We start from the raw sequence: 20,804 nt of genomic DNA on the forward strand, positions 1-20,804 counted from the left end.
TTCGGCAAAAGCGTTTTTGTTTAATACAAAGTATTTTTTTAATCGAATGATACCCGTTCCATTTTTGGTGCGAAGATGTGCATCATTAGCCAGGCTACAAGGTAGATACAACCACAGATTACAAAGAGAATATTGTAACCTACTGTGATGTTGCCTAACAGTTTATAATGATCCAAAAGATAACCTACGATAAAGGGGAAGAAGCTCCCTCCTACTGATCCGGCCATACCTCCCAGGCCAACTACTGAGCTTACCGCATACTTCGGGAACATATCAGAAGCTGTGGTAAAGATATTTGCGGACCATGCCTGGTGTGCAGCTGCTGCAAGTGCAATGAGCCCTACTACTACCCAGATACTGGAAGCATATTGAATAAATATAATCGGCGTTACTGCGATCGCGAATATAAACATCGATGTCTTTCTTGCTTTGAATACAGGCCATCCTTTTTTGATGAGGAATGAAGACAAATAACCACCTCCGATACTACCAATGGTTGTAGCAGTATAAATCAGCATCAGTTGCGGATTGGGCTTCGTAAAATCAAGATGATAAGTATCTGCAAAATAAGAAGGCAACCAGAAAAGGAAGAACCACCAGATAGGATCCGTGAGCAGTTTGCCGAATACAAATGCCCAGGTCTGACGAATGCTCAGCAGCTTTCTCCAGGACACACTTTTGGGATGAGGGTCCACATCTTTTACAGGTGCTTCTATTGCATCATCGCTATGAATGTAATCATATTCAGCTTGTGTGAGTTGCTTATGGCGTGCAGGAATCTCATACCAGATCACCCAGAAGATGAGCCATACAAAACCAATCACCCCTGTCCATATAAATGCCTGTTGCCAGCCATATTTACCATTTAACCAGGGTACGACTATGGGTGCCAGTACGGCACCTATATTGGCTCCTGAATTGAAGATACCGGTGGCCAGTGCTCTTTCTTTTTTAGGAAACCACTCTGCTACAGTTTTGATAGCGACAGGGAAATTACCCGATTCACCCAATCCCAGGAATACGCGCGCAAAGCCGAAACCCAGGGTGGTTTTGGCCAGTGCATGGAGGATGGCAGCTACACTCCATACCACGATGGAAAGTATATACCCCATCTTCGTACCTATCTTATCTACCAGGCGGCCGAAGAATAATAATCCGACAGCATAGGCAGCAGAAAAGGCAGTCATGATATGGGCAAAGTCAGTTTCGGTCCAGTGAAATGACTCCGATAATGTTGGCTTGAGCAGGCCAATCACCTGACGGTCTATATAGTTGATGGTAGTCGCAAAAAACAATAACGCACAAATGCGCCAGCGATATCTACCTATTGATGTGGAATCCATGCCTTTCATTTTGGAATTTATAAAGAGGACTTAAGATACAAAACCGGCGCGAATTGTGCAAACGTTTGCACAAGATTGACAGTATATTAGTCCATGACTGGTTACAGCTGTTGATTACAGGCTTTTTACGATGTCCACTACTTTGGACAATTGCGTTTTCAGGCCTTCCCAATCTTTTTTAGCGATCAGGTCTTTGTTCAGCAGGTTGGAGCCCATGCCTACGCATACCACGCCTGCATTGAGCCAGGTTTGGATACTTTCTTTCGTGGGTGCGACTCCTCCTGTGGGCATAAATTTCATGTCAGGGAAAAGTGGCTTGATGGCGGTGACATAATCCGGGCCTAAGAGGCTACCAGGGAACAGTTTTACAAAACGGGCACCTGTTTTTTCCGCGGTAGCGATTTCTGAAGGTGTCATACATCCCGGTACCCATACGATGTCCAGCGATTTGCAGGCATCTGCAATACTTACATCGGTGATCGGGCTGATGATGAAATCAGCACCTGCGCCTGCAAATGCCTTTGCATTTTCTGCATCCTTGATGGTACCAATGCCCAGGTACATATCAGGCATGTCTACCAGTTTTCTGTCGCGCATGGTGGCGAAATTGCGACGTGCATGCTCTCCCCTGTTCGTGAATTCAAACACCCTGATACCAGCGGCATAGCAGGCTGCCATCACCTGACAACAAACTTCTTCATCATCATGATAGAACACAGGAATGATTTTGCTTTTTTCGAAAGCTGAGACGATGGTAGATGCGGCTATTGCCATATTAAATGAGTTTTAGGATATCTTCTTTAGCTGTTAAATTGAAATCTCCTTTCAGGAAGAGTTTTGACCATGCTGCGGCAGCGGCAAATGAAATGGTTTCCTGTGCATCCATCCCGCTTAAGCGGGCATGGATCAGGCCTGCCATGAAACTATCGCCACTCCCTACCCTGTCTACAACATCATTGGTTTCGTATTGTTTGGATACACTCAATGAACCATTGTCATACCAGGTAGCGTAGTACAGGTTATGTGCAGGTGCATGTGAGAAGCGGTAGGTAAATGCCACCTGTTTGCAACGGGGGAATTTTTCTGTGATCTCCTTTGCTACCGCCAGTGCTTCCTGCAGGTATACTTCCCGGCTGTTTGCTTCCAGTGCTACGGTATTCAGGTTGGTATCCAGCATGGTGTGTGCTGCCCAGATATTGCCCATTACCAGGTCGCAATATGCTACGAGTTCAGGCATCACGGCAAATGGTTGTTTGCCATATTGCCACAGGCGGCTGCGGTAATTGAGGTCTGTAGAAATGAACAATCCTTTGCGGGTAGCTGCTTCCAGTATTTCCTTACAAATAATGGCGGTATCCTCGTTCAGCGCCGGGGTGAGTGCACTCCAGTGGAACCATTCCGCATCTCCCAACAGGCTGTCCCAATCTACCGTTCCCGGCTGTAACTGGCTGAAGGAAGAATATTTGCGGTCGTATACTACACCGGCATTTTTCAGGTCTTTGCCCTGCTCGAGGTAGTAGATGCCGATGCGGTCTCCACCTTTCAGCATACGATCTGTGCTGACACCTAAGGCCTGTAACTGTTGATCTACTTCGTGCGCAATACCATTGTCAGGCATGCGGCTGATGTAGGCTACAGGTGTACCCCACTTAGCCAGGGCGGCTGCTACATTGGCTTCCGCCCCTCCTACATAGAGGGCAGCATTGTGCTGTTCCCATTGTGGTGACAGGCGGAGCAGTATTTCTCCAAAGGAAATGACTTTAACTGGTTTCATATAGTTCGGTTAACTAAAATCCAAAATACGCGCTGGCATTATTATAACAAATATCCTGTACCATCTTTCCTAACCAGTTGATATCGCCAGGCAGTTCTCCGTTTTCCACATCATCACCCAGGAGGTTGCACAAAATACGGCGAAAATATTCATGACGTGACCAGGAAAGGAAACTTCTTGAATCGGTGAGCATTCCTACAAAGCGGCTCAGCAGTCCCATATTGCTCAAAGTATTCATTTGTTTTTCCATGCCATCTTTCTGGTCCAGGAACCACCAGCCGGAACCAAACTGCATTTTCCCGGGCACCGTGCCATCCTGGAAATTGCCGGCCATGGTAGCAAATACTTCGTTGTAAGAAGGATTCAGGTTGTATACGACGGTTTTAGCTAATTTATTTTTCCTGTCCAGGCCATCCAGGAAACCAGACATTGCAATGGCTACCTGCCAGTCGCCGATGGAATCTACTCCTGCATCGGCACCTATCTGCTGTACCAGACGACTGTTGTTGTTACGGATAGCGCCTACATGAAATTGCTGTACCCAGCCTCTTTCATGGTTCCATTCACAGATTAAGTGCAGGGTACCGGTTTTGAATTGCAAGGCTTCTTCGGTTGTGAGATCCTTACCGGCCCTGAGTTTGGCGTAGATGGATTCAAGTGCTGATGCGGTGAATGCTGCGGAATAAAAGGTGCTGATACCATGATCAGAAAGGCGGCCACCTGCTTCATGAAAATAATCATGCCTGCTCCGCAGTGCTTCCATAAACTGCTGATAGCTACCTGTAGGCATATTAGCGACCATTCCCAGCTTATCGGCGTATTCATTGAAGGCTTGTACATTTTCTACTGCAATCGCCTTATCGGGGCGGAAAGTAGGCAATACGCGGATGTCGAAACCAGATTGCCTGATGGCGGTATGATGCGCCAGGTTATCGCAAGGATCATCTGTTGTACACAGCGTGGTAACTTTAAAGTGTTTGAGCAGGGATTGTGTACGCCATCGGGAGAGTTGTTCACCACAATGATTGTAGACCCATTCAGCATTGGAAGCATCCAGTAATTGCTTTACCCCAAATGGATTTTGCAGTTCCATATGGGTCCAGTGGTACAAAGGATTGCGCATGGTATAAGGGACGGTGGCAGCCCAATGTTTGAATTTGGTCAGGTCATCTGCATCGCCGGTGATGAATTGCTCTGCTACACCATTAGCGCGCATGGCTCTCCATTTGTAATGATCCCCTTTCAGCCAGATGGCTGTCAGGTTTTCAAACTGCCGGTTATTTGCTATTTCATCAGGAGGTAAGTGATTATGATAATCGATGATAGGCATCTCTTTTGCATAATCGTGGAATAATCTCTTTGCTGTTTCTGTTTTTAACAGAAAATCGGCATCCATAAAAGCCTTCATAACTTGAATTACTTGATTAACGCTGCTTGATTCTCCAACATTTCCTGTAAATGTCCTGCTACTGTTGTTGTGAAGCCGGACAATGCTGACAGGTCAGCTTCCCATAAACTGGTATCAGCACTGATAGCCTGTACCAGTTGTGGAATATCGGTATACTGTTCCCAATAAGCTGCAAAGATGGCTGCACGGTCATCGGTGATCGGGTAAAATTCTTTACCTCTTGCGCCAAAGTACTGACCGTTTTCCTGTTTCGCAGGGCGAAGGAAGAGGATCATGGCGGCAAACCCCTGGCACATAGCGGCGGGAACTTTGCCCTGCTGTTCGTAATAGCGTACAAAGGTGCGCACATTGCGGGCATTCATCTTACTGCTTTCCTGGAAGGTAATGCTCAGCAATTTATGGGCGATGGACGGATTGGCAAATCTATCCAGCACATCTTCCGCAAAAGCGGGTGCCTGCGGGCAGGTATCCTTAATAGTAGGGAGTATTTCGTCTATCACCACGGTTCTGAAAAATGCACGCATGTAAGGGTCTTCCATACATTCATATACGGTGTTCAGTCCCCTGAGATAGCCCAATGGTACGGATGCCGTATGACTCCCGTTGAGGATACGCAGCTTCTGCTCCCTGTAGGGAGTGATATCAGGGGCTATGAGCATGCGGGCATCAGTCTTATGGAAGTTCAGGACCTGGCGGATCTGGTCATCGCCTTCAATGGCCCAGAGCAGGAAGGGTTCTGCATTGATCCAGAGCTGGTCGGTATAGCCAGCAGGTGGCAGTTCCTTAGGTTTACCGGGAACGATCCTGTCTACCAGGGAGTTGCAGAAGGTGTTGTCCTTTTCGATCCATGCCCGGAAATCGGCCGGCATCTCATTGTAAGCTGCCAGTTTGAGTACGGTTTCCTTTAATAAGTTGCCATTGTTCACGACCAGTTCGGTGGGTACAATGACAAACCCGGTATGGGAGGCACCTTTAAAACACTGGTAGCGTTCCCAGAGCACGGCGAGTAATTTGCCGGGATAGGATACGGGGACGATGCCTTCAATCTTCTCGGGAACGTATTGGATGCCTACTTCGGTGGTATTGGAGATAATGATCTGTAATGCAGGCTGGTGGACGGCTTTCAATATTTCGCCCCACTCTGCATTCGATTGCAAAACACGACTAATAGAAGCGTTGATCAGCTGTTGATCTACCAATTCCCCCTGGGCTACGCCCTTGATGTGGGTAGTGAAGAGATTGTCTTGCGAAGTAAATTCGGTGGTTTCTCCATCCGTGGATTTTACGACTACGATCCTTCCTTCGAACTGGCCGGCTTTGTTGGCTTTGTCTACGAGGTAGTCGACAAGGCCGCGAAGGAGTACGCCGGTACCGAACTGGAGGATTTTCTCCGGGAAAGTAAAGTAGCGCTCATTGACACCCAGCTCGGGGTGTTGCAGCAAGTATGCTTTATTTAATGTTGGTAACATATTTAAATTTAGCTAAATCCGCGAATTTGTTTTTTATTTTTTTTACACCCAGCAGACAGCTTATTTATAAATCGAAAAAAATCGATCTATTCAGTACCCCTCTTTTTCTGTAAATTTGCACTCTTAAATCATCAAAAATGAGCAGACATGGCAAAGTGCTGGTAGCAATGAGCGGCGGTATTGATAGTACCGTTACCGCCCTGATGCTGCACGAGCAGGGTTATGAAGTGGTGGGTATCACCATGAAAACCTGGGATTACGCTTCTGCCGGCTCCAGTAAGAAAGAAACCGGGTGTTGTAACCTGGACTCTTTTAATGACGCACGGGCTGCGGCTGTACATCACGGCTTCCCCCACTTCGTCCTGGACATCCGGGAAGAATTTGGCGACTACGTCATCAACAACTTCGTCGAGGAATATATGGCCGGGCGCACGCCGAATCCGTGTGTACTGTGCAATACCCATATTAAATGGCGTGCCCTGATGAAACGGGCTGATGCGATGGATTGTGCTTTTATCGCCACCGGGCACTATGCACAGATCCGTGAAGAGAATAGCCGCTGGGTACTGAGCAAGGGACTGGATGAGCTGAAAGATCAGAGTTATGTGCTCTGGGGACTGGAGCAGGATGTATTGGCCCGGACTATTTTACCACTGGGAAAATACAGGAAAACTGAGATTCGCCAGATGGCGGAAGATTTTGGGTATCCTGAGCTGGCGAAGAAGGCGGAGAGCTATGAGATCTGTTTTGTACCGGATAATGATTACCGGGGGTTCCTGAAGCGTAGAGTAGATGGATTGGAAGAGCAGGTGAATGGTGGAAACTTTGTGCTGAGTGATGGTACGATTGTAGGGCACCATAAGGGGTATCCGTTTTATACCATCGGGCAGCGCAAGGGATTGGATATTGCCCTGGGTAGGCCGATCTATGTGACGGAGATTATTCCTGAGACGAATACCGTAGTGCTGGGAGATGAAGAGGAGTTGAACAGGACGGAGACGCTGGTAGCGGGAATCAATTATATTAAGTACGATCATATCCCGGAAGGGATGGAGGCGATTACCAAGATACGGTATAAGGATAAGGGGGCGCTGAGTAATTTGTATAATGTGGACGGGAAAGTGAAGGTGAATTTTTATGGAAATGTGAAGGGGATAGCGCCGGGGCAGTCGGCGGTGTTTTATGAGGGGGATGATGTGATTGCGGGTGGAATAATACAAAGGAGTCTTTAATAAATAAAAAGGGTTTGCCTGACGGCAAACCCTTTTTTTATGACATTCTTACTGCGAACATGCTATCGGCCCCTTTTTCGTAGCCTGTGATCACCCCTCCCTCCTGCTTTTTCAAACCGGTGGTATTTTCCAGGTGAGCGACTACCTCTTCATTCTCCTGGCGGAATACGGAGCAGGTGATATAAATCAATGAGCCTCCTGGTTTTAATAACTTCACGACATTTCCTGCAATGCTTTGTTGCAATTGCTGGAACTCCCTGATCTGTTCTTTTTTGAAGAAAGAGAGACTCTCCGGTGTACGCCCCCAGGTGCCGGAGCCGGAACAAGGCGCATCTAAAATGATATTATCAAAGCGGCGTTCGAGGGTGATTTCTTTCGTGAGATCCATGACCATACTGGTATAATCCCTGATGCCGGCTTCTTTGAAGCGCATATGGAGATTAGAGATGATAGTGGAACGCACATCACTTACCATCAGCTTTACTTTGGGCTCCTTATCCAATAGAAGGATAGATTTCCCTCCACTGGCCGCACAGCTATCCCACCAGGCCTCGCCTGGGTTTGGATGGAAGAGATGGCCTACCTGCTGAGAGGAAGCATCCTGAATTTCGTACCAGCTTTTATCTGTTACGATGGTATCTATTTTTGTACTGTTGGGTAATGCGAGCGTGTGAGGCCCCCACTCTTCGAATATGACCTCCGCGCGTGTGAGCAGTTTTTTAATGGCCTCCTGTTTATCTTTCCGGGTACGGATAAATAAATAGGGTTGCTTTAAAAATGACTGTGAAAAAACTTCCGGATTTATGTCAGCAGACAAGGCTTCCTGCCATGGGAAGATCTTATTGAAGGGTATGTCAGCAGGGGTTTCGATCGTGAAGTTGTCCGCTTCCTCAGCTTTACATAAATAGCTACCTAAGAGGATCCGTTCCTGTACGGATTTTTCATCTTTATACAGGTATCCCAGGCGGTAATAAGAGTACACCAGCTGCGAAATGTGCCGTCTATCCCGGCTCCCCATATATGGATGCTGCTTAAAAAAACCTTTCAGGAAATGGTGTAAAGGCAGGCTTCCATCATATTCCGCTATTATCTTTTCAGCAGCTGCTAAGTAATTCTCCCAACGGGTCATAATCACATAATGTAAAAGCAAAACGCCCAATGCCTTTAAAGCAGCATTGAGCGTTTAGCCAAAGGCTTATTAAAAACTAGTTTAGAGTTTCAGTAATGCTTTCAGCGGATCTTTACCGAACAGCAGTTGTTCAGGATTTTCCAGCATTTCTTTCACACGTACCAGGAAGCTTACTGATTCACGACCATCGATGATACGGTGATCGTAGCTCAGGGCAATGTACATCATCGGGCGGATTACTACCTGACCGTTTACTGCCATTGGGCGATCCTGAATTTTGTGCATACCCAGGATGGCAGACTGAGGGATGTTGATAATAGGTGTACTCATGAGAGAACCAAACACACCACCATTGGTGATGGTGAAGGTACCACCGGTCATTTCATCCATAGTCAGTTTGCTGTCGCGGGCTTTAGTAGCCAGTTCTACTACTTTCTTTTCGATCTGTGCCATATCCAGGCTTTCTGCATTGCGGATCACCGGTACGACCAGGCCTTTTGGTGCAGATACGGCGATGGATACATCACAGTATTCGTGGTACACCAGTTCTTCCCCATCGATGTAAGCATTTACCGCAGGGAATTCTTTCAGTGCAAAGCAACAGGCTTTGGTGAAGAAGCTCATAAAGCCCAGGTTCACCTCATGTTGTTTCTTGAACACTTCTTTGTATTTAGCGCGCAGCTCCATGATGTTAGTCATGTCCACTTCGTTGAAAGTGGTGAGCATAGCGGTTGTATTCTTGGCTTCTACCAGGCGGCGGGAAACTGTCTTACGCAGGTTGCTCATTTTCTCACGACGTTCGCCGCGGGTGAAGAGTTCCTGATCCAGTGCTACGCCAGGGTTTTGTAATGCAGCCAGTACATCGCCTTTCTTGATTTTGCCATGAGCGCCGGTGCCCTTGATGGTAGCCGGATCTACATGTGTGTCAGCGATAACTGCGGCAGCTACCGGGGTAGCTTTCACATCGTTAGGAATAGCGGTTACAGGTGCATTCTGTGCCTGTGGTGCAGCTTTAGTTTCAGCTTTAGGTGCTGCGGTAGCAGCTGCTGGTTGCGCTTTGCCTGCAGGGCGGCCAACACTGGTATCGATTTTAGCGATTGGGTCGCCTACTTTCAGTACATCGCCTTCTTTACCCAGGGTGATCAGCGCACCTGCTTCTTCTGCATTCAGTTCGAAAGTAGCTTTCTCTGATTCCAGTTCGCAGATCACTTCATCACGCTCTACGTAATCACCTTCTTTCTTTATCCATTTGATTAAAGTAACCTCACTGATAGATTCTCCCACAGTTGGCACCTTCATCTCAATCGTTCCTTTATTTACAGCCGGAGCAGCAGGTGCAGCTTCCGCTACAGGTGCCGCAGGGGCTTCAGGAGCCGGCGCTGCCGCAGCAGCTGGCGCAGATGCCGCAGGGGCAGCCGCGTCTGTATCAATTGTACAGGCCACATCTCCAATTTTTAATGTAGCGCCTTCAGGAGCAGCTATTTTCAGGATACCTGCTTTCTCTGCGTTTAATTCAAAGGTGGCTTTTTCAGATTCCATTTCACAGATCACCTCATCCTGTTGCACATAATCACCGTCTTTCTTCAACCACTTTGCAATTGTTACCTCGCTAATAGATTCTCCTACCGTAGGAACTTTGATTTCGATAGCCATATTTCTAATTTCTGTGTGCGATTTGTATTAAGTGAATTGCTTCACTTGTTCTAAACTTCCCTATATGTTAAATGCTGTTTCAATTATCTCGAGCTGTTCGCGGGCATGCACTTTAGCATAACCTGTAGCTGTAGCAGCGCTTGGATTACGGCTGATTACACCATAATTCAACTGCTTCATGTTCATCTGCAGGTAAGAAGCAGCGCCCATGTTCAGGGGCTCTTCCTGTACCCAGAACCAGGTAGCAGCTTTGTACTTCTGATTCAGCGCCTCGAGTTGTACGGAAGGCAGCGGATATAATTGTTCCAGACGAACGATTGCTACATCCTTACGGTTATCCTTTGCCTGCTTTTCAGCCAGCTCAAAGTAGATTTTACCGGTACACAGCAATACTTTCTTCACTTTTGAAGCATCGTCTACATATTCATCGTCCAGTACTTCCTTAAATCCGCCTTCAGTGAATGCAGAGATTGGGGAGTAAGAACCTGCATGCCTTAAGTTCGCTTTTGGTGAGAAGTTTACCAGTGGCTTACGGAACTCCCATGTCAGCTGGCGGCGCAGTGCGTGGAAGAAGTTGGCAGCAGTAGTAATATTTGTAACGATGATGTTGTATTCAGCACATGACTGCAGGAAACGCTCAGGACGTGCATTGGAGTGGTCTGGTCCACCGCCTTCATAACCATGAGGCAGTAACATGACCATACCATTCTGATTTGTCCATTTTTGCTCTGCACTGGTGATATACTGGTCGATCACAGTTTGCGCACCGTTGGCGAAGTCACCATATTGCGCTTCCCAGATCACCAGTGATTTTGGATTGGCCATTGCATAGCCATATTCAAATCCCAGTACAGCAAATTCACTCAGCAGGGAGTTGTAGATACGGAAAGTACCTTGTTTTTCCTGTAAGTCGCCCAGGCGGCTGTAGGTAGCGTTGGTATTCTCGTCGAACAGGATAGCGTGACGGTGGGAGAATGTACCTCTCTTTACGTCTTCACCACTCATACGAACGTCTTTACCTTCACTGAGGAGCGAAGCATAAGCCAGCAGTTCGCCGGTTGCCCAGTCTACTTTACCTTCGGTTTCATACAGTTTGATCTTATCCTGCAGCAGTTTTTCCACTTTACGCAGTGGCACGAAATCCTTGGGCCATGTCATAAGGCGGCCAATGAGTCTTCTTACCTCTTCTTCTTTTACTGCTGTAACCGGTGATTTATCGAAATCTTCCGGTTTTGATTTACGGAGTTCCTGCCACCATTGTTCAGGTTTCTGGTAGGTATAAGGCAGCGGGTTCTGTCTTACTTCGTCCAGACGTTCCTGCAATTGTGCCCAGAAGCCTTTCTCCATTTCCTTTGCCAGGTCCTGTACTTCAGATTCTCCGTTTTGCAGGAGGTACTGGGTGTACACCTCGCGTGGGTTAGGATGCTTATCGATCAGTGTATACAGGCTTGGCTGTGTAAACTTAGGTTCATCACCTTCGTTATGGCCATGTCTGCGATAACACAACAGGTCTATGAAAATATCTGAATTGAACTCCTGGCGATAGCGGGCTGCGATTTCAGCTACTTTTACCACAGCTTCAGCATCGTCTCCGTTTACATGAAATACAGGTGCCTGTACGGTGGAAGCGATAGAGGTACAGTAGTCGGAAGAGCGGGCATCGTCGAAATCAGTGGTGAAACCGATCTGGTTGTTGATCACCAGGTGCATGGTACCACCGGTATAATACCCTTTCAGGTTGCTCATCTGGATGAGCTCATAGATTACGCCTTGTCCGGCTACCGCAGCATCGCCATGGATGAGGATAGGCAGGATCTTGTCATAATCGCTGTTATAAATTACATCTGCCTTACTACGGGCAAAGCCTGTTACCAGCGGGTCCACTACTTCCAGGTGGGAAGGGTTTGGCAGCAGTTGCAGGTTTACTTTTTCACCGCCGGTGGTATCAACGATGGAGCGGAAGCCCAGGTGGTACTTCACGTCACCGCTACCCATGGTCAGGTCAGGTACAGCATGACCTTCAAACTCGTTGAAGATCTGCTCATATGTTTTACCTAAGATATTAGCCAGTACGTTCAGGCGGCCTCTGTGTGCCATACCGATCACAGCTTCCTGCACACCTTCGCTGGCAGCAGTATTGATAATAGCATCCAGTGCAGGAATGGTGTTTTCACCACCTTCCAGACCAAAACGTTTCTGACCTATATATTTTGTGTGAAGGAATTTTTCGAAGATAACGCCCTGGTTCAGCTTGTGGAGAATGCGTTTGCGCTGTTCCAGTGTGAGCGTCCTTTGCAGGGTGGTTTCCATTTCGCGCTGCAACCACTCTACTTTTTTTGCATCATTAACGTAAGCGTACTCCAGACCTACTGCGGCAGTATAGACCTGTTTAAGCCGGCTGACAATATTTTCAAGGCTGGTTTTTCCTAAACCCAGTTCCTGGCCGATAAAGAATTCTGTCTTCAGGTCGGCTTCGGTGAGTCCGAAGAAGGAGATGTCTAAGTTGGCCTGACGATCTTTACGCTCCCGGATTGGATTAGTTTTCGAGATAAGGTGACCTTTTTTGCGATACGCCTGTATCAGCCTGTAAACGTTCAGCTCTTTTGTTAACTGATCACTGCTAACCGGTGCTCCGGCACCTGGCGCTTTGCCATTTACATTGTTTACCGCGAAGTCAAACCCCTCAAAAAACTTGCCCCATTCCGGGTCAACAGCACCAGGGTCTTTTCGGTAATCCTGGTATAAAGATTCAATGTAGGCAGGATGTGAGTTGGTAACAAATGAGAAGTCCTTCATTTACAACGAGTTTTGCTAAAGCTTCGATTCAAATTGCTATTCTGTTGAATGCACCCATATATAATATATGGGTTTGCAAATATCGTTCTTCTTTTGTGAAAAAAAATGGAAAAATGATATACGTAAGAAAGATTAACCATGCAGCGGGCAAGCCCCGGGCAGGCGCGAGTTTTCAGCGCCTTTAACGCGAAGGGAAAGAATTAAATTATTCATTTTCCTTCGATTTTTATTTTGTTTCTAAAAAACTAATCCCTACCTTTGCAGTCCGAAACTTGAAATTAGAAAAATGGCAAACCATAAAGCAACGAAAAAAGACGTTCGTCAGAGCAAAGCGAGAAATGAGCGTAACCGTTACTACGGTAAAACTACCCGTAACGCGATCCGTGATCTGAAGAAATTGACTGACAAGGCTGCTGCTGGCGAGAAACTGTCTGACGTGATCTCTATGATCGACAAGTTGGCTAAACGCAATGTTATTCACAAAAATAAAGCAGCCAACCTGAAGAGCAAACTTTCTAAGAAAGTGAATACACTGGCTTAAGCTCTTTCAGAATAAAATATTTATGAACAGCTCTTCCTGCAAACAGGAAGGGCTGTTTGTTTTGCATTAAAGTCAACCAACGTCCTCCTTTTATGAGAATAATCCTTGCCCTGATGGCCATCCTTTGGGCCTCTCCTCTCCTTGCCCAGGATTTCACTACCCGATTTGAACGCAGCCAGGGAAAAGAAACTGCCACTTATGGCGAATGCATTGCCTATTATAAAAAACTGGACCAGCGCTATCCACAGATCAGTATGCTCGAAATCGGGAATACGGATGCCGGGTATCCGCTGCACCTGGTGATTTATTCAGGGGATAAGGACTTCAATTTTGTAAGTCTGCACAAGAAAAATAAACGAATTATCCTGATTAATAATGGCATTCACCCCGGTGAACCGGATGGCGTGGATGCCAGTATGATGCTGCTGAGAGACCTGGCCCAGGGTAAAAAGCAATTGCCCGCCAATGTGGTGCTCGCCGTCATTCCACTCTACAATATCGGTGGATCCCTGAACCGGAGTGAATATTTCAGGGTTGATCAGAATGGCCCGGATGCCTTTGGCTCCAGGGGCAATGCCCGAAACCTGGATCTGAACAGGGATTTTATTAAGACCGATTCCCGGAACAGCTTCACCTTCCAAACCATTTACCAGCTCACCGACCCGGATGTGTTTATTGACAACCATGTGAGCAATGGTGCCGACTACCAGCACATCATGACTTTGTTATGCACAGAGTATAACAAACTGGGCGGTAGCATGGGTGAGTTCCTGCACCATACTTTTACCCCGGGATTGTATCAACTGATGAAGGAAAAAGGATATGACCTGGTGCCTTATGTGAACCATTTTGGTGAAACGCCTGAGAATGGCTGGATGACTTTTGCTGATGTGCCCCGATTTTCCAGTGGATATACGACCCTGTTTTCCACCTTTGGCTTTGTTCCGGAAACACATATGCTAAAGCCTTATCCCCAAAGGGTGGCTGCAACCTATGCATTGATGGAGTCATTTATCAGTTTTGTGAGCTCACATAGTGAAGAGATAAAAGCATTGCGTGAAAAAACGAAGGAGTCTGTAAAAACGCAAAAGGAGTTTGCCCTGGAATGGAATGTAGATACGACCCGGTTTTCTTATATCAATTTCAAGGGCTATGAGGCAGGACATAAACCCAGTGAGGTGTCAGGCATGCCGAGATTGTATTATGACCGCTCCAGGCCTTTTGAAAAACAGGTGAAGTTTTATGATTACGTGACTGCGGGCAATTTTGTACAAAAGCCTACAGCTTATATCATACCGCAGGGATGGTGGAACGTGTTGAACATTTTAAAGAACAACAAGGTGCTGATGCATCCACTGGTACATGATACCACGATTGCGGTGGAAGTCTATCATATTGCTGATTTCAAAACAGCTTTAAGACCTTTTGAAGGACATTACATGCACAATCATGTGAAGGTGACAAGTAGCCGCGACAGCATTCATTTCAGAAAAGGGGATTTCTATATCCCGATGAATCAGTCAGCGAATCGCTACCTGATAGAAACATTGGAACCGACTGCCGGAGATTCGTTCTTTGCATGGAATTTCTTTGATGCGATCCTGACACCTAAAGAGGGTTACTCTGCCTATGTGTTTGAAGATACTGCAGCAGCCTATGTAAGCAGGCACCCGGAACTGCGGGCACTGATAGATGAGAAGAAAAAGGCTGATAGTACATTTGCAGGCAGTGCAGATGCGCAATTACATTTTGTATATGAACATTCGATTTATGGAGAACCGGGTTATTTGAGATACCCGGTATTCAGGGTCAGCAACATGTAAACGTGTTGCTCTCCGAAGAAGTGATTGTAAATAAGGATATTTTTATAAGGTCCGGCAGGCACTGTAAGCATGGGAAACCAGTTGGCAGGTACCTGTTGGGCCTTTAATATTTGTGCGCCTAACCAGAGTGCAAATGCACCGGAAGTATCATATTCCCCGCAGAGGTGTTTAAATGGCAGTTCGTTGGGCAGGCCATCATAGTAATGATCGAAATTGCTGTCGCCATTACGGCCACTGATGACAAGATCAATGTCTTCCAGGTTTAATTCATGCGAAGCCAGGAACTTTTGGAGGTAGGATTCTTTTGGTTTGTACACCATTTTCAGCCCTGATAACTGTACTTCGCCTGGGGTATCTGACAAGAGGAAGAATGCGGCTCCTTCGCCTGAGATGGTGCCTGGCGTAGGATGCTGATACAATTCATTGCTGGCAATCTTTTCTTTCTTCCAAAACCCAATCCGGCTCTTGATATAAAAATGCTCGGCAGTGATTTCTTCAAATGCACCTACCAGGATATCTTTATTCCCTTCTGCAATTAACAACATCGCATCCAGCAATGCATTCTCAAATGAAAAACCGCGATGTACAAATGTATTGTTGTACTGTGTACATTTCTGCTGCAATGCGATCAATCCATTGACTGCATTGTAGGTAGACTGAATGAACGGTGTCGCATTCAATGCTGTTTCCTTGTATTCCCTAATCTCTTTCAGGAAACGTTCTGTATCAGAAAGGCTTCCCTTTCCTGTACCGGTCACGATGGCACCGGGTACTGTGATACCTGCATCCTGCATACATTGCAGGGCAGCCGTCAATCCAACCTTCAGGATACGCGTCATGCGGCGTATACTATTCGGCGGCATATAAGCACGATAGTCAGGTTCTACACAGGCGAATACATTCTCACTCACCGTCATCAGTGGCTGAGAAAATACATTCTCTCCAAAAGAGTGTTGCGGCGATATAGCCGACATGCCTTGTATGTAATATTTACCCTTCATATTTGCTGATCAGCAGGGAGGCATTATTACCTCCGAAACCGAATGAGTTGGAAATAACGTTGGATACCGGTACTCCTTCTTTCAACTGAGTTTCCGGTGTGATATATAATTCCTCCATTTTCTCTGAGAAATGAAGGTTAGGAAAGATCAATGCATGTTGAATAGCCAGTACGGCGTAGATGGCTTCGATACCACCGGCTGCCGCCAAAGCATGTCCTGTAAAGGGCTTCGTACTACTGAAGGGAGGTACTTTATTCCCAAACAATCTTTGTAGTGCGTGGCCTTCTGCGAGATCATTGCTGAGGGTAGCGGTACCATGCACATTTACATATTGCACATCCTCCGGTGCTACACCGCCCATGGCCAATGCCTGTTGCATGGCTGCAAATGCACCGTCGCCTTCGGGTGAGGGTGCGGTAGGGTGGAATGCTTCGTTTGTATTGGCATAGCCTTTCAGTTCTGCCTTTACTGTTGCATGCCGCTGCCTGGCAAGTGATTCACTTTCGAGTACAAGATATGCTGCTCCTTCTCCCAGATTCAGGCCATTCCGGTGCTGATCGAAAGGACGGCAATGTTGCTTGTCAATATTCTTCAGGGAATTGAAACCATTCAGGGTAAAGCGGGTCAGGGCTTCTGTACCGCCACAGATGACGCGGCGAACGAGTCCTGCCCTGATGAGGCGTGCACCAAACATCAGTGCATTGGCAGATGAAGAACAGGCAGTGCTGATTGTAGCGATATATTCACTGATACCTACGGTATCTGCTATACGCTGTGTACAATCTGCACAATCCAGTGTATCTATATACTGTAAAAAATTTCCTTCTTTTTCAGGGTTGATTACATCGAAATAGACTTTTTCTGTATCGCACATTCCCCCTACGGTAGAAGCATTGATAAAACCTGTTGGTTCCTCACTGGCATCTGCAATGCCTGCATCAGCCAGAGCTTCGCGCATAGCAATCAGGCCAAGCAGGGTTGTACGGGTATATCCGTCCTTACCTGCTACTCCTGCCATTTCCTGCAGGGTTGCAGTTGAATGTCTGACCTCTGCTACCGGCAGGCTATCCTTGTAAATGGTGTCTATGTGTTGTGTAAAACCAATGCCACTCTGCTGCATGCGCAGGCTTTTTAAATTGCCAGCTACATTATCGCCGATGGCAGTCACCATTCCAAGGCCTGTTATCAATACGCGTTCCGCCATAAGCCTGCTTACGCCGGTTGTTTGGATTGGATGAATTCAGCCATAGATTGTACAGACTGCAGGATTTTTCTGCCTTCGCGAGGATCTTCCACCTTGATATGATAATGTCTTTCGAGCAATACCATCAGTTCCAGTGAATCAATACTATCCAGTCCAAGTCCTTCTCCGAACAATGGTGCATTGTCATCAATATCTTCAGGTTTAGTATCCTGCAGGTTCAGCGCCTCAATAATCTGTACTTTCAATTTCTGTTTTAAATCTTCCATAGTAGTCGTAGGTTTATACTCTCTGTTTTATTTGGAAAGCTAAGCCTCTTAAGCAATTTTGTTGCCAAGTGGCCGTAAAAATACTGTTTTACATTCAATTATCCCCCATCAGCTCATCCTTCTTTGCTCCACACCTGCTGCTATACACAGCATGAGCACGGCGCAGGCGATCAATTTCCCTACGTGTAACCAGATGTGCTGTACGCCACGATTGCGCAGGTAAATATCATTGATGGCATCCAGTCCCCAGCTAAGTGGAGATAAATGCCCGATTAGCTGCATTTTTGCCGGCATGACTTCGAGTGGGATCCAGATGCCTCCTATTGCAGACAGGATGACGATGGAGATGGCACCAAAATTCAATGCCTGATTAGGTGTTTTAAACACGGTACCTACCAGTATACCATATGCAGTAGCGGTCAAACCGATGCTCACTGCAATGATGAAGGTGGCGAGCTGACTATTGCCCAGCATCAGTTTTGGTAATCCGAACATTGGCAGTAAAAAAATACCAACCATCATCATCAGGTAAAACTGCACTACGGTTACTGCCATGAAGAAGAGCATTTTTCCACCAAGGATGTCCAGGAATGAACCGGGTATGAGGCGGATGCGTACCAGGCTTCCTTCTTCCCGCTCACGAATCATATGTCCACCAATCGGAATGGCGATAAAGAACATGGCGAAAATACTCCAGGCGGGCACGTTGTGCTGCACGGAATTCGAGATCACATCCAATTGTTGCGAAGGCCCTGTGAGCTGTTCTTTCAATCCCACTGCCTTGAGCTGGATCACCATTGAATCCTGCTGTGCAATGTCTTTATTCTTCAGTTGTTGTTTGATCCTTTCCAGCAGCAGATCTGTTTCTACCTGTGTGAGAAAATTATCGATGGCCTGATGTATGGCGCTCTTGAATGCCTTCTTGGAAGCAGGGTCAAAATATACCAGTACATTCAGTGAATCTTTGCGTGTGCTTACCGGCAATATAGCGGGTACGCCCATTCTTTTGGATAGGTCATTTACGATACGGTTTGCATTGCTCACGATAGATCCTGTAGCTCCCTGTGGTATGATGATGCAGATTTTGTAGTCACCTGCATTTACTTTTTCCAGTGCCTGTGATTCCTGGACCGGTTTACCATTGAGTGAATCAATTACATTGAACTGCCCTGTGTACTCGAGTCCTTCCCTGATATATTTACCTAAGCGCCCATGATCATTATCTAAGGTGAGTACATCGAACTTCAGTTCCTGGTAGTCTCTGAAGGGAGCATCTTCTATCAAAGCCATCACGGTGATCAGCACGACAGGCATGACAAAGAGCAGGGATAAACCTGTTCTGTCACGCAGCAGTAACAGCCATTCTTTCTTTATGGTAGCGAGTAGCCTTAACATCACATTCTATTAATCTCTTACCGCATGACCGGTATAATGTAAAAAAACATCTTCCAGGTGCTGACATGCTGCATGTTGAGCAATCAGGTTGGCAGGTGTGCCCTGTACAATCAATTTACCTTCGTCGATGATGGCCACTTCCTGGCAAATGGTCTGTGCTTCATCGAGCAGGTGGGAGGTATATACAATGCTCGCGCCCTGTGCATTGAAGTCACGAAGAAACTGCAGGATCATGCTTCTCGATTGTACATCCACTCCGGCTGTAGGTTCATCCAGGATCAGTAGTTGTGGCTGATGCAGGATAGATGCGATGATATTAGCACGTCTTTTCATGCCACCCGAGTAGCGGTGTACGGCTTTGTTGCCGTTCTGTTCCAAACCGAATTTCTGGAGATATTCATCTATCAACTTGCGCAGTGGTTTTCCTTTCAATCCATACAGGTTACCGAAGTATTCCAGGTTTTCAATAGCTGTCAGTTGGGGAAACAGTGCAATCTGTTGTGGTACGATACCTACCAGTTTCTTAATCTCCTCTCTGTGTGCAGCGGTCTGGGGCAGGTCGAAGATCTTTACCAGGCCGCTGTCAGCACTCACCAGTCCGCATAAAATAGAGATGGTGGTGGTTTTCCCGGCACCATTCGGGCCCAAGAGGCCAGTGATCATTCCTTTTTGAAAGCTGAATGATAACCCTTTCAATGATGGTTCCAACGCACCTTTATAGGTTTTATGCAGGTCCTGTACAAGTATGCTGGTCATAATTTCAATTAAAGTTTCAAGGCTGCCAGTTTCCTGAAAAACACTTCTTCAGAGGCCGCACATTGCATCATCAGGTCACTCAGTTCTGCATATCCATTGCCTGTTGCGGTTCTGCTTTTACATACCCTGCCGGCAGTGAAGGCAAAGTTTCTCCAGATGTCGCCTACTGCTGTCAGTTCCTGTGCCATCTGGCTCAGGTCATCTCTTTTGAGCAAACCTGCTGCCTCCTGTAAGAAAGCGGCGTACATAAAGCGGAAGCCGGCACCACCGGTACCAATTTCTTCCTGCATACGGATGATATTGCCCAGGTAAAGTGTGGCTCTTCTGTCTCCTACTTTCTCCGGATAATTGCGAAGTCTTTTTGCCAGGAAGCGTATACCTTTTACACCGAAAAATGGCAATGGTATATTGAGCATATCGCTGCAAGTCTGTTTGATACCTGCCTTGATAGGTGCTGCAAAATTAACTTCTTTGGGTACTACCACGGGGTAATACATTTTTCCTTTGGGAGCCGGGAAGCCTTTTGCGAAGCGGGCTTCGGCCAGGCTGGCAGGATCTATTTCGGTGGCGTGCTCCATGATAGGATCGCTGACGAGGTAGTTCCCGTCTTTCTTACCATAGACCACGAGGTTATGTGCATTGAAATGAAAACGGTAGGAAGGAGGAAAGTAAGGCAGGTAGTATACGCTACTCTGCAGGCCTACGGGCATTCCTTTGTCCAGTACCCGATCCAGTTCTGCTGTTGCTTTTTCCACGCTGGAAAAAGTATGTGATTCCATTTTCACACCCAGTCTTTTGCACACTCTGCTGAAGATGGCACCGGGCACAACGCGATAGGTGGTACCTGGTACACCATTTACCTTTACGAAGGGCAGGTGTCCGAAAAAGAGGCCGGCACCGATACCCAGTGCCATGGGTTCACTGATGTCGAGACCATAGAACCTGAAAATATTTGAAATCACCCCACATTCACAGTGTGCTGTCTGAACGTGGTTGAACTGAATTTCGCTCATA

17 protein-coding genes are annotated in these 20,804 nt (G+C 46.8%); 3 read left to right on the forward strand and 14 right to left on the reverse strand.

What is annotated here, in order from left to right; all coding sequences use genetic code 11:
* Positions 1 to 38: 38 nt before the first annotated feature.
* The 5 genes from DXN04_RS12810 to DXN04_RS12830 form a co-directional block, all read right to left on the reverse strand.
* Positions 39 to 1,343, reverse strand: a complete 1,305-nt coding sequence (locus tag DXN04_RS12810) for an MFS transporter (RefSeq protein ID WP_233525584.1) — start codon at positions 1,341 to 1,343, stop codon at positions 39 to 41.
* A 114-nt stretch (positions 1,344 to 1,457) separates the two neighbouring features.
* Positions 1,458 to 2,117 carry a bifunctional 4-hydroxy-2-oxoglutarate aldolase/2-dehydro-3-deoxy-phosphogluconate aldolase gene (locus DXN04_RS12815; RefSeq protein ID WP_116853753.1) on the reverse strand — a complete coding sequence of 220 codons (660 nt, stop codon included), beginning with the start codon at positions 2,115 to 2,117 and terminating at the stop codon, positions 1,458 to 1,460.
* A 1-nt stretch (position 2,118) separates the two neighbouring features.
* Positions 2,119 to 3,117: a sugar kinase gene (locus DXN04_RS12820; RefSeq protein ID WP_116853754.1), complete on the reverse strand. Its 999-nt coding sequence runs from the start codon at positions 3,115 to 3,117 to the stop codon at positions 2,119 to 2,121.
* Between the two features lie 13 nt (positions 3,118 to 3,130).
* Entirely contained in the window at positions 3,131 to 4,525 is a 1,395-nt protein-coding gene (gene uxaC / locus DXN04_RS12825; protein ID WP_116853755.1) for a glucuronate isomerase, read from the reverse strand.
* Between the two features lie 8 nt (positions 4,526 to 4,533).
* Positions 4,534 to 5,994, reverse strand: a complete 1,461-nt coding sequence (locus DXN04_RS12830) for a tagaturonate reductase (protein ID WP_116853756.1) — start codon at positions 5,992 to 5,994, stop codon at positions 4,534 to 4,536.
* Between the two features lie 137 nt (positions 5,995 to 6,131).
* On the opposite strand from DXN04_RS12830, the gene mnmA reads away from it, so the two are divergent.
* Complete coding sequence (gene mnmA / locus DXN04_RS12835) at positions 6,132 to 7,226, forward strand: tRNA 2-thiouridine(34) synthase MnmA (protein WP_116853757.1); 1,095 nt, start codon at positions 6,132 to 6,134, stop codon at positions 7,224 to 7,226.
* Positions 7,227 to 7,263: 37 nt separating this feature from the next.
* Here mnmA and DXN04_RS12840 read toward each other — a convergent pair whose 3' ends face one another.
* The 3 genes from DXN04_RS12840 to DXN04_RS12850 form a co-directional block, all read right to left on the reverse strand.
* Positions 7,264 to 8,355, reverse strand: coding sequence for an RsmB/NOP family class I SAM-dependent RNA methyltransferase (locus tag DXN04_RS12840; RefSeq protein WP_116853758.1), 1,092 nt, complete (start codon positions 8,353 to 8,355; stop codon positions 7,264 to 7,266).
* 81 nt (positions 8,356 to 8,436) lie between these two features.
* Entirely contained in the window at positions 8,437 to 10,008 is a 1,572-nt protein-coding gene (odhB, locus tag DXN04_RS12845) for a 2-oxoglutarate dehydrogenase complex dihydrolipoyllysine-residue succinyltransferase (RefSeq protein ID WP_116853759.1), read from the reverse strand.
* A gap of 60 nt (positions 10,009 to 10,068) precedes the next feature.
* Positions 10,069 to 12,804, reverse strand: coding sequence for a 2-oxoglutarate dehydrogenase E1 component (locus DXN04_RS12850; RefSeq protein ID WP_116853760.1), 2,736 nt, complete (start codon positions 12,802 to 12,804; stop codon positions 10,069 to 10,071).
* A 286-nt stretch (positions 12,805 to 13,090) separates the two neighbouring features.
* Between DXN04_RS12850 and rpsT the strand changes: the two genes are divergently transcribed.
* Both rpsT and DXN04_RS12860 read left to right on the forward strand, forming a co-directional pair.
* Entirely contained in the window at positions 13,091 to 13,345 is a 255-nt protein-coding gene (gene rpsT, locus DXN04_RS12855) for a 30S ribosomal protein S20 (protein WP_116853761.1), read from the forward strand.
* 92 nt (positions 13,346 to 13,437) lie between these two features.
* Positions 13,438 to 15,168, forward strand: coding sequence for a M14 family zinc carboxypeptidase (locus tag DXN04_RS12860; RefSeq protein WP_116853762.1), 1,731 nt, complete (start codon positions 13,438 to 13,440; stop codon positions 15,166 to 15,168).
* Here DXN04_RS12860 and DXN04_RS12865 read toward each other — a convergent pair.
* The 6 genes from DXN04_RS12865 to DXN04_RS12890 all read right to left on the reverse strand — a co-directional run bounded on the left by DXN04_RS12865 (position 15,129) and on the right by DXN04_RS12890 (position 20,803).
* A complete protein-coding gene (locus tag DXN04_RS12865) occupies positions 15,129 to 16,142 on the reverse strand; it encodes a beta-ketoacyl synthase chain length factor (protein ID WP_158568988.1) in 1,014 nt (337 codons plus the stop codon). The two genes, DXN04_RS12860 and DXN04_RS12865, sit on opposite strands and share 40 nt — an antisense overlap.
* 16 nt (positions 16,143 to 16,158) lie before the next feature.
* On the reverse strand, positions 16,159 to 17,373 hold the full coding sequence (locus DXN04_RS12870; RefSeq protein ID WP_116853764.1) for a beta-ketoacyl-[acyl-carrier-protein] synthase family protein: 1,215 nt from the start codon (positions 17,371 to 17,373) through the stop codon (positions 16,159 to 16,161).
* A gap of 8 nt (positions 17,374 to 17,381) precedes the next feature.
* Positions 17,382 to 17,639: a phosphopantetheine-binding protein gene (locus DXN04_RS12875; protein ID WP_116853765.1), complete on the reverse strand. Its 258-nt coding sequence runs from the start codon at positions 17,637 to 17,639 to the stop codon at positions 17,382 to 17,384.
* Positions 17,640 to 17,747: 108 nt separating this feature from the next.
* Entirely contained in the window at positions 17,748 to 19,034 is a 1,287-nt protein-coding gene (locus DXN04_RS12880) for an ABC transporter permease (RefSeq protein ID WP_116853766.1), read from the reverse strand.
* Between the two features lie 9 nt (positions 19,035 to 19,043).
* Positions 19,044 to 19,790: an ABC transporter ATP-binding protein gene (locus DXN04_RS12885; RefSeq protein ID WP_233525585.1), complete on the reverse strand. Its 747-nt coding sequence runs from the start codon at positions 19,788 to 19,790 to the stop codon at positions 19,044 to 19,046.
* Positions 19,791 to 19,798: 8 nt separating this feature from the next.
* Positions 19,799 to 20,803: a BtrH N-terminal domain-containing protein gene (locus DXN04_RS12890; RefSeq protein WP_116853767.1), complete on the reverse strand. Its 1,005-nt coding sequence runs from the start codon at positions 20,801 to 20,803 to the stop codon at positions 19,799 to 19,801.
* Position 20,804: the final 1 nt, after the last annotated feature.

Origin of the sequence: Chitinophaga silvisoli (assembly GCF_003412465.1) — a bacterium.
GTDB classification, from domain to species: Bacteria; Bacteroidota; Bacteroidia; order Chitinophagales; family Chitinophagaceae; genus Chitinophaga; species Chitinophaga silvisoli.

What these genes read in the sequence shown, in the direction of transcription:
- DXN04_RS12810 (WP_233525584.1), bottom strand. Translation starts at nt 1,343, where the DNA reads ATGGATTCCACATCAATAGGTAGATATCGCTGGCGCATTTGTGCGTTA.
- DXN04_RS12815 (WP_116853753.1), bottom strand. Translation starts at nt 2,117, where the DNA reads ATGGCAATAGCCGCATCTACCATCGTCTCAGCTTTCGAAAAAAGCAAA.
- DXN04_RS12820 (WP_116853754.1), bottom strand. Translation starts at nt 3,117, where the DNA reads ATGAAACCAGTTAAAGTCATTTCCTTTGGAGAAATACTGCTCCGCCTG.
- uxaC (WP_116853755.1), bottom strand. Translation starts at nt 4,525, where the DNA reads ATGAAGGCTTTTATGGATGCCGATTTTCTGTTAAAAACAGAAACAGCA.
- DXN04_RS12830 (WP_116853756.1), bottom strand. Translation starts at nt 5,994, where the DNA reads ATGTTACCAACATTAAATAAAGCATACTTGCTGCAACACCCCGAGCTG.
- mnmA (WP_116853757.1), top strand. Translation starts at nt 6,132, where the DNA reads ATGAGCAGACATGGCAAAGTGCTGGTAGCAATGAGCGGCGGTATTGAT.
- DXN04_RS12840 (WP_116853758.1), bottom strand. Translation starts at nt 8,355, where the DNA reads ATGACCCGTTGGGAGAATTACTTAGCAGCTGCTGAAAAGATAATAGCG.
- odhB (WP_116853759.1), bottom strand. Translation starts at nt 10,008, where the DNA reads ATGGCTATCGAAATCAAAGTTCCTACGGTAGGAGAATCTATTAGCGAG.
- DXN04_RS12850 (WP_116853760.1), bottom strand. Translation starts at nt 12,804, where the DNA reads ATGAAGGACTTCTCATTTGTTACCAACTCACATCCTGCCTACATTGAA.
- rpsT (WP_116853761.1), top strand. Translation starts at nt 13,091, where the DNA reads ATGGCAAACCATAAAGCAACGAAAAAAGACGTTCGTCAGAGCAAAGCG.
- DXN04_RS12860 (WP_116853762.1), top strand. Translation starts at nt 13,438, where the DNA reads ATGAGAATAATCCTTGCCCTGATGGCCATCCTTTGGGCCTCTCCTCTC.
- DXN04_RS12865 (WP_158568988.1), bottom strand. Translation starts at nt 16,142, where the DNA reads ATGTCGGCTATATCGCCGCAACACTCTTTTGGAGAGAATGTATTTTCT.
- DXN04_RS12870 (WP_116853764.1), bottom strand. Translation starts at nt 17,373, where the DNA reads ATGGCGGAACGCGTATTGATAACAGGCCTTGGAATGGTGACTGCCATC.
- DXN04_RS12875 (WP_116853765.1), bottom strand. Translation starts at nt 17,639, where the DNA reads ATGGAAGATTTAAAACAGAAATTGAAAGTACAGATTATTGAGGCGCTG.
- DXN04_RS12880 (WP_116853766.1), bottom strand. Translation starts at nt 19,034, where the DNA reads ATGTTAAGGCTACTCGCTACCATAAAGAAAGAATGGCTGTTACTGCTG.
- DXN04_RS12885 (WP_233525585.1), bottom strand. Translation starts at nt 19,790, where the DNA reads ATGACCAGCATACTTGTACAGGACCTGCATAAAACCTATAAAGGTGCG.
- DXN04_RS12890 (WP_116853767.1), bottom strand. Translation starts at nt 20,803, where the DNA reads ATGAGCGAAATTCAGTTCAACCACGTTCAGACAGCACACTGTGAATGT.